This window comes from Winogradskyella sp. J14-2 (genome assembly GCF_001971725.1).
Lineage (GTDB): Bacteria > Bacteroidota > Bacteroidia > Flavobacteriales > Flavobacteriaceae > Winogradskyella.
This window is the reverse complement of record NZ_CP019388.1, coordinates 1,641,157-1,656,543: the sequence shown is the minus strand read 5'-3', so window position 1 is coordinate 1,656,543 and position 15,387 is coordinate 1,641,157. Positions and strand designations below refer to the sequence as shown.

Genomic DNA, 15,387 nt, shown 5'->3' with positions numbered 1-15,387 from the left:
TTAGGTATGGCAAAAAGAGCAGCACCAGAAGTTAATGCAGGTTCAATGGCTGACATTGCCTTCTTACTACTTATCTTTTTCTTGGTAACAACCACTATAGAAAAAGATAAGGGACAATTACTTGGGTTACCGCCAATTCAAGATCAAAATGTTGAGCCTCCAATTATTAAACAAAAGAATTTATTTACAGTTCTTTTAAACAGAAAAAATCAGTTATTAGTTGAAGATGAACTTATGGAAGTAAAAAACCTAAGACAAGCAGCTATCGATTTTATAGATAATGGTGGTGGTACCAATGCAGAAGGAGAAACTTGCGATTATTGTAAAGGAAAAAGAGATCCATCTTCGTCTGATCATCCAGATAAAGCCATTATCTCATATAAATATGATAGAGAAACTACGTACGAGAAATATATCGAAGTACAAGACGAATTACTATCAGCCTATGCGTTTTTAAGAGATAGAGAAGCTCAACGTCTTTACAATAGATCATTTAAATCCATGCTTGAAGAAAAAGCAAAAAATCAATTTAAGAAGGACGAAAAATTAAATGATCAGATTAAGAGAATTCAAAAAATGTATCCTCAGATATTATCTGAAGCAGAACCAGACAAAAATTAAAAAGTAACAACTATGTCAAAGTTTAAAAAAGGAAAACAAGGAGATTTGCCTGCTATATCAACGGCATCTTTGCCAGATATTGTATTTATGTTACTTTTCTTCTTTATGGTTGCAACAGTAATGAGAGATAGCTCTCTTATGATAGAAAATAGACTACCAGCAGCAGAACAAGTAGAGAAGCTTCAGAAAGATAGAACTGCTTTTATATATGCAGGTAAGCCAAGTAGCCAGTTTAAACAATTAGGAACAGAACCGGTAATACAGTTTAATGACAAGATTATTAAGGTCGAAGAAGTACAAGCGAGTGTGCTTGCTGCCCAGCAAGAATTAACCGAAGAGCTACAACCAAAGTTTGTGGTAGGTTTTAAGGTAGATAAGGATACCCATTCTGGTTTGGTTTCTGATATTAAACAAGAACTTAGGCAGGCTAATACTTTAAAAGTAATGTATATTACGAGCGTTAAAGCAGAATAAACTAGTCTTAATTTTATAACTAAAAACGTCCTGAGTAATCAGGGCGTTTTTATTTTATATCGTACAAAGATTTTGTAGATTTATATCTATGAAGAATATCATTATAGTTGTTTTTATCGCTGTAAGTTTTTTCGCGTTTTCGCAAAATAGAAATAATAAGGAAACATCTGATTTATATAAAAACTACCGCGAGGACCAGTTTTATATTTCGGTAACTTACAATCTACTTAACGAAAAACCAAATGCTGTTAGCCAGAATGGATTTTCTACAGGGTTTCATTTTGGGTTTATTAGAGATATGCCAGTTAATAAAGAGCGAACAGTTGCTTTTGGTATAGGTTTAGGCTTATCTGCAAATTCTTATAACCAGAATATAGCGATAACCAAAGCTGATGAACAAATATTATTTAATGTCATTGATGAGAGTGAAATTAATGTCTCTAAAAATAAATTTACAACATATCTGCTTGAGATCCCATTTGAGTTTAGGTTTAGAAAATCTAGCCCAACCACATATAGCTTTTTAAGGGTTTATCCAGGTTTTAAATTAGGATATTTATTTTATAATTCAACAAAATTAAAAAGTGACCAAGACAATGTTAAGCTATCAAATATTGATACCTTCAATCGACTACAATATGGCCTAACCTTAAGCGCTGGTTACGGTACATGGAATATCCATGCCTATTATGGGTTAAATCCAATATTTGAAGATTCTGCAAAATTAGATGGTAATGTACTTAACATGAGTTCATTTAAAATTGGTTTAATCTTCTACATTCTATAACCAATATTTCATAAAAAGTACCTGTGGAAATAATCCTGTAAGTAGACCAATTAGAAGCTCTTGATTGGTGTGTGCTTTAAGATGGAGACGAGACGTGGCGATTGCACCCAGAATAATCATCATTAAAGCTATTGTGCCGTTTATATTAATTTTATAATGAAGTCCTACAGCTACGGCAAACATAAAAAAACCAGAGGCTGCAATCATGTGTATACTTGCTTTAATCTTAAATATTGCCATAATAAAACAAGCTAGTGTAGAACACAATATGCCCAAAAAGAAATAATACAGCTCAATAATTTCATTGGGTGTTAATACCCTAATTAAAATTAAGGTAGTTATAACACAATTAATGAGTAATGGGATAAGACGCTCTTTTGTACTTTTTAAGTATATGGAATCTACCTTGTTAATGGTTTTTAACAAAAAAAATAACAGTATAGGAAGTATTATTGTAAGTATTACTATAGAGAAGATTTTAGCATTCTGTATAGGCTTAGGTATATAGCGAGGTGTCTTATGAAAATAAAACACAACACCGAGCAAAGGCATAATTAAGGGATGAAACACAAAGGATATACTTTTAAGAATAAAATTTTTCATCCAAACGTTACATTATAGTTCTTTTCTTAACCTAGCGACAGGAATATCTAGCTGCTCTCTGTATTTAGCAACGGTACGTCTGGCAATGGGATAGCCTTTTTCTTTTAAAATTTTAGAAAGCGCTTCATCTGTTAAAGGCTTCTTTTTATTTTCCTCCTCTATTACAGTTTCAAGAATCTTTTTTATCTCTCTAGTGGAAACTTCTTCACCTTGGTCATTGGTCATGGACTCAGAGAAGAATTCCTTTATCAATTTTGTTCCGTAAGGTGTGTCTACATATTTACTGTTTGCAACTCTCGAAATTGTTGAAACATCCATTTCAATTTCGTCTGCAATATCTTTTAAAATCATTGGCCTAAGCTTACGCTCATCACCAGTAAGAAAGTATTCTTTTTGATAGTGCATAATGGCACTCATCGTAACAAAGAGCGTCTGTTGACGTTGTCTTACAGCTTCAATAAACCACTTTGCAGCATCTAATTTTTGTTTTATGAATAGAACTGCATCTTTTTGAGCTTTAGATTTTTCTTTGGTATCCTTATAGCCTTTAAGCATGTTACTATATTCTCTCGAGACATGGAGCTCTGGCGCATTTCTTCCATTAAGGGTTAACTCGAGATCACCATCCACAATTTTAATAGCAAAGTCTGGAACGATATGCTCAACTATTTTATTGTTACCAGCATAAGAACCACCTGGTTTCGGATTAAGTCGTTCTACTTCTTCAATGGCATCTTTGAGTTGCTCTTCATCAATACTAAACTTTTGCATCAATTTCTTATAATGCTTTTTGGTAAACTGTTCAAAAGCCTTATCTATGATTTTGCTGGCTAATTCTACATCTGGATTTTGCTCTTTTCGACTTAGCTGAATACTTAAGCACTCTTGTAAGTTACGTGCACCAACACCAGCAGGATCTAATTGTTGCACCACCTTAAGAACTTTTTCAACCTCTTCTTCAGAAGTATAGACATTTTGAGTGAATGCTAAATCATCAGTGATATCAGATAAAGACCGTCTTATATAACCACTTTCATCTACGCTACCAACTAAGAAATAAGCAACCTCTTCTTCTTGTTCAGAAAGTCTGAAGGTGTTAAGCTGATTAATTAAATGTTGCGTAAAGGATGTTCCTGCAGCGTAGGGTACGTTTTTTTCTTCGTCATCAGAGCTGTAGTTGTTGGCTTGTGTTCGGTAATCTGGTATTTCATCATCACTTAAATATTCATCAACATTTATATCGTCGGCATCAATGGTATCGTTGTCATTGTAATCGTCGGTAGAATTGTCAAATTCATCAAATTCATCATTTGTAGATTCGTCTTTTCCGGTATCTAGAGCAGGATTTTCTTCGAGTTCTTGCTTTAAGCGTTGTTCAAAAGCTTGCGTAGGAAGTTGTATCAACTTCATAAGCTGAATTTGCTGTGGCGACAGCTTTTGCGATAACTTAAATTGTAAATACTGTTTTAGGGACATTGAAATTTCTGTTGCATATAAAAGTAAGAAAAAAACCTGTGAGGGAACTTATACCTTACAGGTTTAATACTAGATTTAAAACTCAGCGTTCTGAGGTGTCCTTGGGTAAGGAATAACGTCTCTAATATTACCCATTCCTGTTGCAAACATGACGAGTCTTTCAAAACCTAGGCCAAAACCAGAGTGCACAGCTGTACCGTATTTTCTAAGATCCAGGTACCACCATAATTCTTCTTCTGGGATATCGAGGGCCTTCATTTTTTCTTTAAGAACCTCTAAACGCTCTTCACGCTGAGATCCACCTACCATTTCGCCAATGCCTGGGAAAAGTATATCCATTGCTCTTACAGTTTCTCTTCCCTCATGGTCAGGTTCATTTAGGCGCATGTAAAATGCCTTAATATTAGCTGGATAATCAAATAAAATTACAGGGCATTTAAAGTGTTTTTCAACTAAATAACGCTCGTGTTCGGATTGTAGATCGGCTCCCCATTCCTTGATTATAAACTTGAACTTCTTTTTCTTATTAGGCTTACTGTTTCTAAGGATATCTATAGCTTCTGTATAGCTTACACGTTTAAAGTTATTGTCTACAACAAACTTAATTTTGTCAATTAAGTTCATTGAGCTACGTTCTGCTTGTGGTAGGGTTTTTTCAGCATCTTGTAGGCGTTTGTCTAAAAACTCTAAATCGTCTTTATTGTGTTCTAGAACATAGCCTAAAACTGACTTTAAGAAATCTTCGGCCAAATCCATGTTACCAGCCAAATCCATAAAAGCCACTTCGGGTTCTATCATCCAGAATTCAGCCAAGTGTCGAGATGTGTTTGAATTTTCTGCTCTAAATGTAGGGCCAAAAGTATACACCTTACCTAAAGACATCGCAAAAGTTTCGGCTTCTAATTGTCCAGAAACAGTTAGGTTGGTTTCTTTTCCGAAGAAATCTTCTTTATAATTTACATCACCATCTTCTGTTAATGGTGGCTTTTTCGCGTCTAAAGTACTTACTCTAAACATTTCACCTGCGCCTTCTGCATCACTGCCAGTTATAATTGGTGTGTGCATGTAATAGAAACCATTTTCGTTAAAATACTTGTGAATAGCAAACGACAATGAAGATCTTAAACGCATTACAGCGCTAAAGGTATTTGTTCTTGTGCGCAGATGAGCGTTTTCTCTTAAAAACTCGAAGGTGTGTTTTTTTGGTTGAATAGGGTAAGTTTCAGGATCAGAATCACCTAAAACTTCAAGTTCCTTGACTTGAATTTCGACAGATTGACCTTTACCTTGACTTTCTACCAACTCACCCTTAACGTGAATAGCAGCACCAGTTGTAACGCGTTTTAATAATGCTTCATCAAAATTTTCAAAATCAACAACACACTGAACATTATTTATTGTAGAACCATCATTTAAGGCTATAAAGCGATTGGCTCTAAATGTTTTTACCCATCCTTTTACAGAAACATCTTGTAAAGTGATATCTGCTGATAATAATTCTGCTACGGTTTTTGTTATCATTTTAAAATTATTTTGAAAATGCTAAGATAATTTTTCTATTTATTTTTTTGGATTTCTTCGTTATGGTCTTCTGATGGTATAATATCAATTGTTGGTTTTCTTAGCACTTCTTTGTTAGCAATATTGCGCTCTAGTGATAGTAATAATGATGGTAACAACAATAAGTTAGATAGCATTGCAAACAATAAGGTTATAGACACCAATGCACCTAGGGCTACCGTACCACCAAAGCTAGATATTGTAAAAACAGAGAACCCAAAGAATAATACAATAGAGGTATAAAACATGCTTACACCAGTTTCTCGCAGTGCGGCATATACAGATTTTCTAATTTTCCAGTGGTTGGCCTGTAATTCTTGTCTGTATTTTGCCAAGAAGTGTATAGTATCGTCTACCGAAATACCAAAAGCAATACTAAAGACTAATATTGTTGATGGTTTAATAGGCACTCCTAAATAACCCATTAACCCAGCAGTTACAAGTAACGGTAGTAGGTTTGGTATTAGGGATACAATTATCATTCTAAAAGAACGAAACAGATAGGCCATAAACAATGAGATAAGCACAATGGCTAGTGTTAATGATATTACTAAGTTTCTTACTAAGTATTTTGTGCCTTTTTGAAATACTAAAGCTTTACCAGTCATTGTTACCTCATAACGTTCTTTGGGAAAAACTTTGTTAATTTTATTCTGAAGGTTTTCTTGAATACGCTCCATTTTGTCAGTGCCAATATCTTTCATAAATGTTGTTATGCGAGCATATTGGCCAGTACTGTCTACAAAATTCTTAAGCAAATCTACATCAGAAGATGAGTTTTTAGCATAAGAAAGAATGAAACTGTTTTCTTGGCTAGTAGGTAGTTGGTAATATTTAGGATTGCCATTAAAGTAAGCTTGCTTGCTATACTTTATTAAACTTACTACTGAGATTGGTTTAGATAACTCTGGCGTTTCTTCAATAAGTTCTTCTAATTCATTAATACGTTTTAGGGTAGACAACTTCATAACACCTTTTTTACGTTTGGTGTCTACCATAATTTCTAAAGGCATAATGCCGTTAAACTCTTCTTCAAAGAAGCGAATATCTTTAAAAAACTGTTTGTCTTTTGGCATATCTTCAATCAAACTACCAGATATTATCATCTGATTAATACCAATCATACTGGCCATAATTAGAATAAACGCCGTAACGTAAATAGTTATTTTTTTATGTTTTACCATACGTTCCATCCAATCTACAAAACCGCCAATCCAGCGTTTGTTTAAGTGTTCTAAATGACGCTCTTTAGGATAAGGTAAAAACGTGTATATTATGGGTATAATAAGCAAACAGAGTATAAATATTGCAAGAATACTCAATGAAGCTACGATACCAAACTCTTTAAGTAATTTACTTTCTGTTAAAATAAACGTTGCAAAACCAGATGCAGTGGTAACATTGGTCATTAAAGTGGCATTACCAACTTTGGTGATAACGCGTTGCAAGGATTTTACTTTGTTACCATGAGACCTTACTTCGTGCTGGTATTTATTAATTAAGAAAATACAGTTTGGTATACCAATAACAATGATTAATGGCGGAATTAAAGCCGTAAGTACAGTGATTTCATAACCTAACAGCCCTAAAATTCCAAAGGTCCACATTACGCCAGTACAGACCACAATAAGTGATATAAAGGTGGCTCTAAACGATCTAAAGAATAAAAAGAAAATGAAAGATGTTACAAACAAAGCGGCACCAATAAAAATCGGAATTTCGTCAACAATGTTTTGAGAATTTAATGTTCTAATGTAAGGCATGCCAGATACTTTTACATCTAGCTTAGGGTGTTTTGCTTCAAATTCTTGTATTCTTTCTTCAAGAATATTTATGATAAATTCTTTTCTGGCAGACGTATTAACGATCTCTTTCTTTAGATAAATAGCAGTACGAAGTGTTTTGTTTTCTGCATTAAATAAAAAGTTATCGTAAAATGGATACTTCTTAAAAAGGTCTTCTTGTAGTTTCTTAATTTCATTAAGACTAGATATAGAATCTTTTATGAATGGAACTAAATCAAACTGTTTCTTTTCGTTGTTCTTTACCAGTTTTTGAAGATCTTTTATTGAAAGAACAGTTTCAACTTCATCATAAGGTTTAAAGGATTCTGCAAGGTTGTTCCAAGCATTAAACTGATTAACCGTAAATACACTAGAATCTTTAACACCTAAAACAATGAGATTACCTTCTTCTCCAAATACTTCTAAAAAATCGTTGTATATGAGATTGACTTCATGGTCATCAGGCAACATATTGGCTTCCGTGTAAGTAAAGCGCATATGTTTCCATTGCATACTCAAGAACACTGTAGCTAATATGATGACAAGAAGAATGAAGATTTTATTGCGAAGGATAATCCTCGCAACACCTTCCCAAAATCCAGTAGTCAACAGTTTAAACATGTATAAGTTTCTGCGTCTTTAAATAGCAAATAATGCCTTAATTTGAAACGAGCCGCAAAGGTAGAAAAAACCTAAGGATTGGCTAAGGAATTAACACTAATATAATAGTAGGAATGTTTAGATGTAAAAGTATAAGCCCTTGGTGCTTTCTAAAGGATTATCCTTTTATTTTTTAAAAACTAAGTTGCAGGATTTGGTATGGATGCATGAACATCATTAATGGCTTTTAGCATATCATTTGATAAGGTTATGTTGATACTTTCAATGTTTTCTTCAAGCTGTTTTATACTTGTAGCGCCAATAATATTACTTGTTACAAAAGGTCTTTGGTTAACAAATGCCAAAGACATTTGCGCTAAAGACATATTATTATCTTCGGCTATTTGTAGGTATCGCTTAGTGGCTTCTGTTGCCTGATCACTACTATATCTAGCAAATCTTGGAAACAGTTTTAACCTTGCATTATCTGCAGCAGTACCTTTGATGTACTTACCAGATAAAACACCAAATGCCATAGGTGAGTAGGCTAGTAAACCAATATTTTCTCTGTGTGCAATTTCTGCCAAATCACCTTCAAAAGGTCTGCATAGAAGAGAATATGCATTCTGAATGGTAATCATTCTTGGTAAATTATTGTATTTAGACTCTTCTAAGTAGCGCATGGTTCCCCAAGCTTTCTCATTAGATAAACCTATGTGTCTAATTTTTCCAGATTTAATAATTTCATCAAGATTGTGTAAAATTTCATTGAAATTATCTTCCCAGCCATCATTGGCATTATGAACATAATCTCTTAGGCCAAATGTGTTTGTACTGCGCTCTGGCCAGTGCAATTGGTATAAATCTATGTAATCTGTTTGTAATCGTTTTAGACTGTTGTCAACAGCTTCATTTAATGCTTGTTTGCTAAAACCAGTAGTTCTTATGTGAGCAGTATAATCGCCAGGACCAGCAATTTTAGTAGCTAAAACAACCTTATCTCTATTACCTGTTTTTGTAAACCAGTTACCAATAATACGCTCAGTTTCAGCATAGGTTTCGGCTGTTGCTGGTACAGGATATAGTTCAGCAACATCAAAAAAGTTAACGCCTTTGTCTAAAGCCAAATCCATTTGGGCAAACCCTTCATCTTGTGTGTTTTGATTGCCCCAAGTCATGGTGCCTAAACATATTTTACTAACTTTTATATCTGTATTTGGTAAGGTTGTATATTTCATAAAAAATTAAATTTTGTCATTCTGAACTTGATTCAGAATCTCATAGAACATTTGCTCATCACTACTACAAAAATAAGAAGACCTTTCATGTTGTAAAAACACGAAAGGTCTAAATCTATGTTAAGGTTTTTGTTAGAAATGATTGCTGTCTCACTTCGATTTCGCTCAGTGACCAATGCAGGATGATTAAATATCATTCAACAATTTTGAAATCTCATCAAGTTTTGGTGTTAAAATCACTTCAATTCTACGATTTTTTGCCCTGCCTTCTGAAGTGTCATTAGAGGCAACAGGTGCATATTCGCCTCGTCCTGCAGCTGTTAAGTTTTCAGGATTAATCGCATTATTTTCTCTTAGAATATTTACGATTGCTGTAGCACGCTTGGTCGATAAATCCCAGTTACCACTTAATTGCGCATTGCCTTTGTAAGGTACATTGTCTGTATGGCCTTCTATTAAAATGGCAATGTCTGGATTTTCTGCCAAAACGCTTCCTAATTGTTTTACGGCTTGCTTTCCTTGTGCACCAACATACCAACTGCCAGATTCAAAAAGCAACTTGTTTTCCATGGATACGTAAACTTTACCATCGCGTTGCTCTACGGTAAGACCTTTGCCTTCAAAATTAGTTAAGGCTTTAGAAATAGCATCTTTTAGAGCACGCATGTTAGCGTCTTTAGCGGCAATTACGCTTTCTAATTCTGCAACGCGTTGCGATCTGCTTTCCAGTTCTTTTTTTAATTTTTCTAAACGCTCATTTTCGGCAATAAGGGCTTGTTCTTTGGCTTCTAATTGGGCTAGAAGTTCTCTGTTTTTTTGAGAGTTTTTGGCAATTTCAGCAGAACTATTTTTTTCTAATGCATCGTAAGATGCTTTTAAATTGTCGAGATTAGTTTTTGTAGCTGCATAGTCTGAGCGTAATTGATCTCGTTCTTTTACAGCCTCGTCATAGGCAGCTTGCAGGCTGTTTAGGTCATTAGTTAATTTGTTTTTGTCTGCAGATAGCGCTTCTACCTCTTCAGTTAAGGCTCTGTTGTCTTTTTTTAGATTGGCATATTTGTCCTCTAGATCGGTGTATATTTTTTTTGAGACACAAGAGGTTATTGACAATAATAAAAATGCTAATAATGAAATTTTTTTTATCATGTTTTAATTTAAGTTAAGAGATGTTTATAAGTCTAATTCTAGTAAAATAGGGCAATGATCGCTGTGTATTGCTTCAGTGAGTATAACGCTTCGTTTTATGTTTTCTTGTAAGGGTTGGCTAACCATTGCATAGTCTAATCTCCAACCTTTATTGTTGGCTCGTGAGTTGGCTCTGTAACTCCACCAAGAAAACTCTTGTTTTTCAGGATGTAAGTATCTAAAACTGTCAATAAAACCACTATCAATAAAATCACCTAACCATTCGCGTTCTTCTGGTAAAAAACCAGAAACGCCTTTCATTTTTGGGTTATGAATATCAATAGGCTCATGGCAAATATTGTAGTCTCCACAAACCACAAGATTAGGTTTTTCGTTTTGTAGTTCATTTAAATACTCATGGATTAAATCCATATATTCAAATTTATGAGCCAATCTTGCATCGTTGGTACCAGAAGGTAAGTACATGCTCATAACAGATACCATGTCGTAGTCTACTCTAAGGTTTCTGCCTTCAAAATCCATAGATTCTATTCCTGTGCCAAACTCAACATGGTTGGGTTCTTTTTTGCAGAGAATGGCAACACCACTATAGCCTTTTTTTTGTGCGCTAAACCAATAATTATACTCATAGCCTGCATTTGTAAAAAGGTCTAAATCGAGTTGGTCTTCCATAGCTTTAATTTCCTGTAGACAAATAACGTCTGGATTTGTGGCTTGTAGCCAATCTATAAACCCTTTATTTATGGCAGCTCTTATACCATTAACATTGTACGAAGCTATTTTCATGTTACTTTAATTTCCTGATTTGAGTTGTTTTTCTAGCTATTCAGCTAAAATAAATAATAGAGTACTTTTACACTATAAATTTATACTGCTTTTAACGATAAAATATTTCAAACGTTATGCAGTTATTATTTTAGATGAAAAAAGCGCTATTTCTTATTATCATATTAATGTGTTTTTGGGGTTTTGCCCAAGAAAAATCGGGTAATTATAAGAAAATACGCGTTGCTGTGGCAGATTCAATAGTCATTGATTCTGTGAGTATAAATCCTTCAAAATTTAGTGTAAAAACTAAGCAAGGTGTTATTCTGGATGCTACACTTTATAACGTTGATTTTTCAAAGTCTATTTTGAAATTTAACCAACAGGTTGAAATAGATTCTGTTGATATTGAATATTTGCGCTATCCAAATTTTATGACCAAGGTTTATAAACAACTAGACGAAGATGTTATTGTAGATCGCTCCGTAGCTGGTATAGAAACCTTGTATAGGTTAGAAAACACCTCGGGCAGAAATCTTTTTACTCCCTTTGATGGTCTAACAACTTCTGGAAGTATCTCTAGAGGTGTAACAATAGGTAATAACCAAAATTCTGTTTTAAATAGTGAACTCGATTTGCAAATTTCAGGAAAATTGAGTGACAAGGTATCGCTTAGAGCCTCAATACAGGATGCTAATATTCCACTGCAAGAAAGTGGATATTCGCAACGCTTAGATGAGTTCGATCAAGTTTTTATAGAACTTTTTAGTGACAACTGGAATATAAGAGCAGGTGATATAGATTTGGTTAATACCAAAAGTTATTTTGCCAATTTTTCTAAACGCGTGCAAGGTTTATTGGTAAACGCTAATTTGAGTGACAAAACTTCTGTTTTTGCCTCTGGTGCGTTGGTGAGAGGTCAGTTTACAACAACACAGTTTACGGCCCAAGAAGGCAATCAAGGTCCGTATAAATTGCGAGGTCCAAATAACGAGTTGTTTGTGCTTATTGTTTCTGGCAGTGAAACGGTTTATGTAAATGGTGTGCCCTTAGAGCGCGGAGAAAACCACGATTATATTATAGATTATAATGCTGGTGAAATTATTTTCAATTCAACTTATCCCATTACTTCCGAAATGCGTATTACGGTAGATTACCAGTTTAGTGAGCGAAATTACTCACGCTTTACAGTTTTTGGAGGTAGTACTTTTGAAACCGAAAAATTACAGTTAAACGTTTCTGTATATTCTGAAAGTGATGCCAAAAATCAGCCATTGCAGCAAAACCTATCCACAGAGCAAACGGAAATTTTAGCCAATGCAGGAGATGATACCAGCTTAATGGTGGCACCTTCCGCGACGGAAGAATCGTTTTCTGAAAACAGAATTCTCTACCGAAAAGAAATTGTAGGTGGCGAAGAAATTTTTGTTTTTTCTCAAAATCCTGAGGATCAATTATTCCGAGTTCGGTTTACCTTGGTTGGTGCTAACCAAGGAAACTACGTGCTTAGTAACGACAATGCCGTGAGTAATATTTTTGAATATGTTGCACCGATTGCTGGCGTTCCGCAAGGAAATTACGAACCTATTACCCAACTCGTGGCGCCAGAACGCTTACAAATTGCAGTGCTCAATGGTCGTTACCAGCCTACCGAAAAAACAGATGTGTTTTTTGAATTGGCAGGAAGTAAAAACGATATTAACTTGTTTTCGAGTTTAGATGATGATGATAATGATGGTTTTGCTGGGAAGTTTAAAGTGAATCAAAAGCTAATAAAACACGATAGCCTTTGGAATTTATCAGCTTTGATTGATGCCGATTTTATTCAAGAGAACTTTAGAACCATTCAGCGTTTGTATAGAGCCGAATTTAATCGTGATTGGAACCTTGAAGATAATAGAGACGATCAAGGAAATTTTATCTTAGGGAACCAACTTTTGCTTACCTCAGGATTGCAATTATCGCATGCTAAAAAGGGATTGGCTTCTTATAATTTTGAATATTTAGATTACGCTAATAATTTTAGTGGAAGTCGTCATAATCTTATGGCAGACTTACGTTTGGGTAATTTCAGGATTTTTACAAATTCAAGTTTTCTTAATAACGAGGGCACCGTAAATCGTTCTACGTTTTTGAGATCCTTTAACCGCTTGGTTTATGCCAAAAACAATAAATGGATTGGTGCAAAATTTACTACAGAGGACAATGAGCAAACCGTTATAGCTACCGATTCATTGACACCATTGAGTCAGCGATTTTCAGCTTACGAAACCTTTGTGGGAATAGGAGATAGTACTAAAGTCTATGCTGAGGTTGGTTACATAAAACGCTTCAATGATAGCTTAAGAAATAACTTGGTTGAGCGCGTGAATGCTTCAAACACCTATTATCTTAAGTCGCGATTAATTCAAAATAAAAATACCAATCTTCAGCTTTTTGTGAATTATAGAAGTTTGAAGGCTGAAGACGACTCTTCGACAAGCTCAGAGACCAATAAAGACGAACAAAGTTTAAACAGCAGATTAAACTATAACCAAAAACTGTTTAACAATCTTGTACTTTGGAACACAAGTTTTGAAACCAATTCGGGTACGTTGCCACAGCAAGATTTTACCTATGTAGAGGTTGAGGCTGGACAAGGTGCTTATACATGGATTGACTATAATGAAAATGGCATACAAGAACTCAATGAGTTTGAAATAGCACAATTTACAGACCAAGGCAACTACATACGTGTATTATTGCCAAACCAGGTTTTTGTTAGGACGCATCAAAATAGATTGAGTCAGACGTTGACCATAAATCCGATGCAATGGAGTGGTTCTGAGGATAGAACCAAAAAGTTCTTTTCGCATTTTTATAATCAAACATCATATCTTATTGATAGGAAGATTAGAAGAGAAGGCAATAATTTTAATTTAAATCCTTTTGAAGCTGATGAGGACAACCAATTAGCTTTAAATAATAGTGTGAGAAATGTATTGTTTTACAACAGAGGAAAACAGCGCTATACCACTTCTTATACGTTTTTAACCAATACAAGTAGAAGTCTATTGTCTATAGGTTTTCAGGAAAATAAACTCACCAATCATCAGTTGAATTTTAACCATAAATTTGCCACTAATTGGTTGGCAAATGCGCTAGCAAGTTTTGGTACAGATGAAAGTCTAAGTGAAAACTTTACTAACAGAAATTACCTGATTGAAGAAGAGCGTTTTCAACCTAAATTATCGTATTTGTTTAGTGAAAATGCGCAGTTTGATGTCTTTTATCAATACACCTCGAAAGAAAATACTATTGGAAGTTTAGAAGCATTATCGCAAAACAATTATGGGTTTTCTTTTACTTATAACAAAGCTGAAAAAATTGCATTAACTGGTGAATTTAATATGTTTCAAAATGAATATGAAGGCAATCCAAACACACCAGTAGCTTACCAAATGTTAGAAGGTTTACAGCCAGGAAAAAACTTCACCTGGAGTTTATTGGCACAAAAGAAGCTGACTAAGTTTTTAGACTTAAACCTCAATTATTTTGGTCGTAAAACCGAGACATCTAAAACCATCCATACAGGCACCATACAGTTGAAGGCTTATTTTTAAAAATAAAGAGATTTCTTACGCAACCATTTGTATATTAAATCATCTATAAGTTATAATTGTAATATTAATTATAAACTTAATCAATTAAACAATCTATAATGAAAAAGCTACTACTTGTATTGCTAATGGGTTTCTCAATTTTAGCCATTTACGCCCAACACGAACAATCTAATCAAGAAGAACAAACTAATACTGATGTGTATTTTGGCAAACAAGAAGTTAAGTTAAATGCACTATTCCTTATTGCTGGGGCAATTGACGTTGGTTATGAGTATATTTTAAAAGAAGAATCTAGTTTAGGAATTCACGCAATGGTTGCTTATGATGATAGTATTAGAGACAATATTCAATATTTTATTTCACCATATTATAGATATTATTTTGGTGAGAAATATGCTGCAGGATTCTTTTTGGAAGGGTTTGGAATGCTAAACTCTTCCGAACGAGATTTAGATTTACTTTTTGATGACGGTGAAGAGAATTATGTGACAGATTTTGCTCTTGGTATTGGCTTAGGAGGTAAATGGATAACTAAAAGTGGATTCATAGGGGAAATTTATGTTGGTTATGGTCGAAATCTTTTTAAAGCAGATGAATCTGAATATGATTTAATTGGCAAAGGAGGTATAAGTATTGGTTATAGATTTTAGGCTCTAGGATTGATATGTAGGTTAAATAAAAAGACCTATCAGATTTTAAAAACTGACAGGTCTGTAAATACTTTTATTGGT

Annotated in this window: 12 protein-coding genes; 5 read left to right on the top strand and 7 right to left on the bottom strand. The window is 34.2% G+C overall.

What is annotated here, in order from left to right:
• Window positions 1-6 precede the first annotated feature (6 nt).
• The 3 genes from BWZ20_RS07670 to BWZ20_RS07660 all read left to right on the top strand — a co-directional run bounded on the left by BWZ20_RS07670 (window position 7) and on the right by BWZ20_RS07660 (window position 1,882).
• Window positions 7-621 (top strand): ExbD/TolR family protein, encoded by a 615-nt coding sequence (locus tag BWZ20_RS07670; protein ID WP_076618537.1) that lies wholly within the window; start codon window positions 7-9, stop codon window positions 619-621.
• A 12-nt stretch (window positions 622-633) separates the two neighbouring features.
• Window positions 634-1,095, top strand: a complete 462-nt coding sequence (locus BWZ20_RS07665) for an ExbD/TolR family protein (RefSeq protein WP_076618519.1) — start codon at window positions 634-636, stop codon at window positions 1,093-1,095.
• An 88-nt stretch (window positions 1,096-1,183) separates the two neighbouring features.
• Complete coding sequence (locus BWZ20_RS07660) at window positions 1,184-1,882, top strand: porin family protein (RefSeq protein WP_076618517.1); 699 nt, start codon at window positions 1,184-1,186, stop codon at window positions 1,880-1,882.
• Here the strand turns inward: BWZ20_RS07660 and BWZ20_RS07655 are convergent.
• The 7 genes from BWZ20_RS07655 to BWZ20_RS07625 all read right to left on the bottom strand — a co-directional run bounded on the left by BWZ20_RS07655 (window position 1,877) and on the right by BWZ20_RS07625 (window position 11,075).
• Window positions 1,877-2,485: a hypothetical protein gene (locus BWZ20_RS07655; RefSeq protein ID WP_076618514.1), complete on the bottom strand. Its 609-nt coding sequence runs from the start codon at window positions 2,483-2,485 to the stop codon at window positions 1,877-1,879. The two genes, BWZ20_RS07660 and BWZ20_RS07655, sit on opposite strands and share 6 nt — an antisense overlap.
• Window positions 2,486-2,497: 12 nt before the next feature.
• A complete protein-coding gene (gene rpoN / locus BWZ20_RS07650) occupies window positions 2,498-3,961 on the bottom strand; it encodes an RNA polymerase factor sigma-54 (protein WP_076618512.1) in 1,464 nt (487 codons plus the stop codon).
• Window positions 3,962-4,036: 75 nt separating this feature from the next.
• Complete coding sequence (gene asnS / locus BWZ20_RS07645; RefSeq protein ID WP_076618509.1) at window positions 4,037-5,482, bottom strand: asparagine--tRNA ligase; 1,446 nt, start codon at window positions 5,480-5,482, stop codon at window positions 4,037-4,039.
• A gap of 35 nt (window positions 5,483-5,517) precedes the next feature.
• Window positions 5,518-7,926 carry an efflux RND transporter permease subunit gene (locus BWZ20_RS07640; protein WP_076618506.1) on the bottom strand — a complete coding sequence of 803 codons (2,409 nt, stop codon included), beginning with the start codon at window positions 7,924-7,926 and terminating at the stop codon, window positions 5,518-5,520.
• A 179-nt stretch (window positions 7,927-8,105) separates the two neighbouring features.
• Window positions 8,106-9,143 carry an aldo/keto reductase gene (locus BWZ20_RS07635; protein WP_076618504.1) on the bottom strand — a complete coding sequence of 346 codons (1,038 nt, stop codon included), beginning with the start codon at window positions 9,141-9,143 and terminating at the stop codon, window positions 8,106-8,108.
• A gap of 186 nt (window positions 9,144-9,329) precedes the next feature.
• Complete coding sequence (locus BWZ20_RS07630) at window positions 9,330-10,289, bottom strand: OmpA family protein (protein WP_076618502.1); 960 nt, start codon at window positions 10,287-10,289, stop codon at window positions 9,330-9,332.
• A gap of 24 nt (window positions 10,290-10,313) precedes the next feature.
• A complete protein-coding gene (locus BWZ20_RS07625; protein ID WP_076618500.1) occupies window positions 10,314-11,075 on the bottom strand; it encodes an exodeoxyribonuclease III in 762 nt (253 codons plus the stop codon).
• A 134-nt stretch (window positions 11,076-11,209) separates the two neighbouring features.
• Between BWZ20_RS07625 and BWZ20_RS07620 the strand changes: the two genes are divergently transcribed.
• Entirely contained in the window at window positions 11,210-14,656 is a 3,447-nt protein-coding gene (locus BWZ20_RS07620) for a hypothetical protein (RefSeq protein ID WP_076618497.1), read from the top strand.
• 98 nt (window positions 14,657-14,754) lie between these two features.
• Entirely contained in the window at window positions 14,755-15,306 is a 552-nt protein-coding gene (locus BWZ20_RS07615) for a DUF3575 domain-containing protein (protein WP_076618495.1), read from the top strand.
• Window positions 15,307-15,387 lie beyond the last annotated feature (81 nt).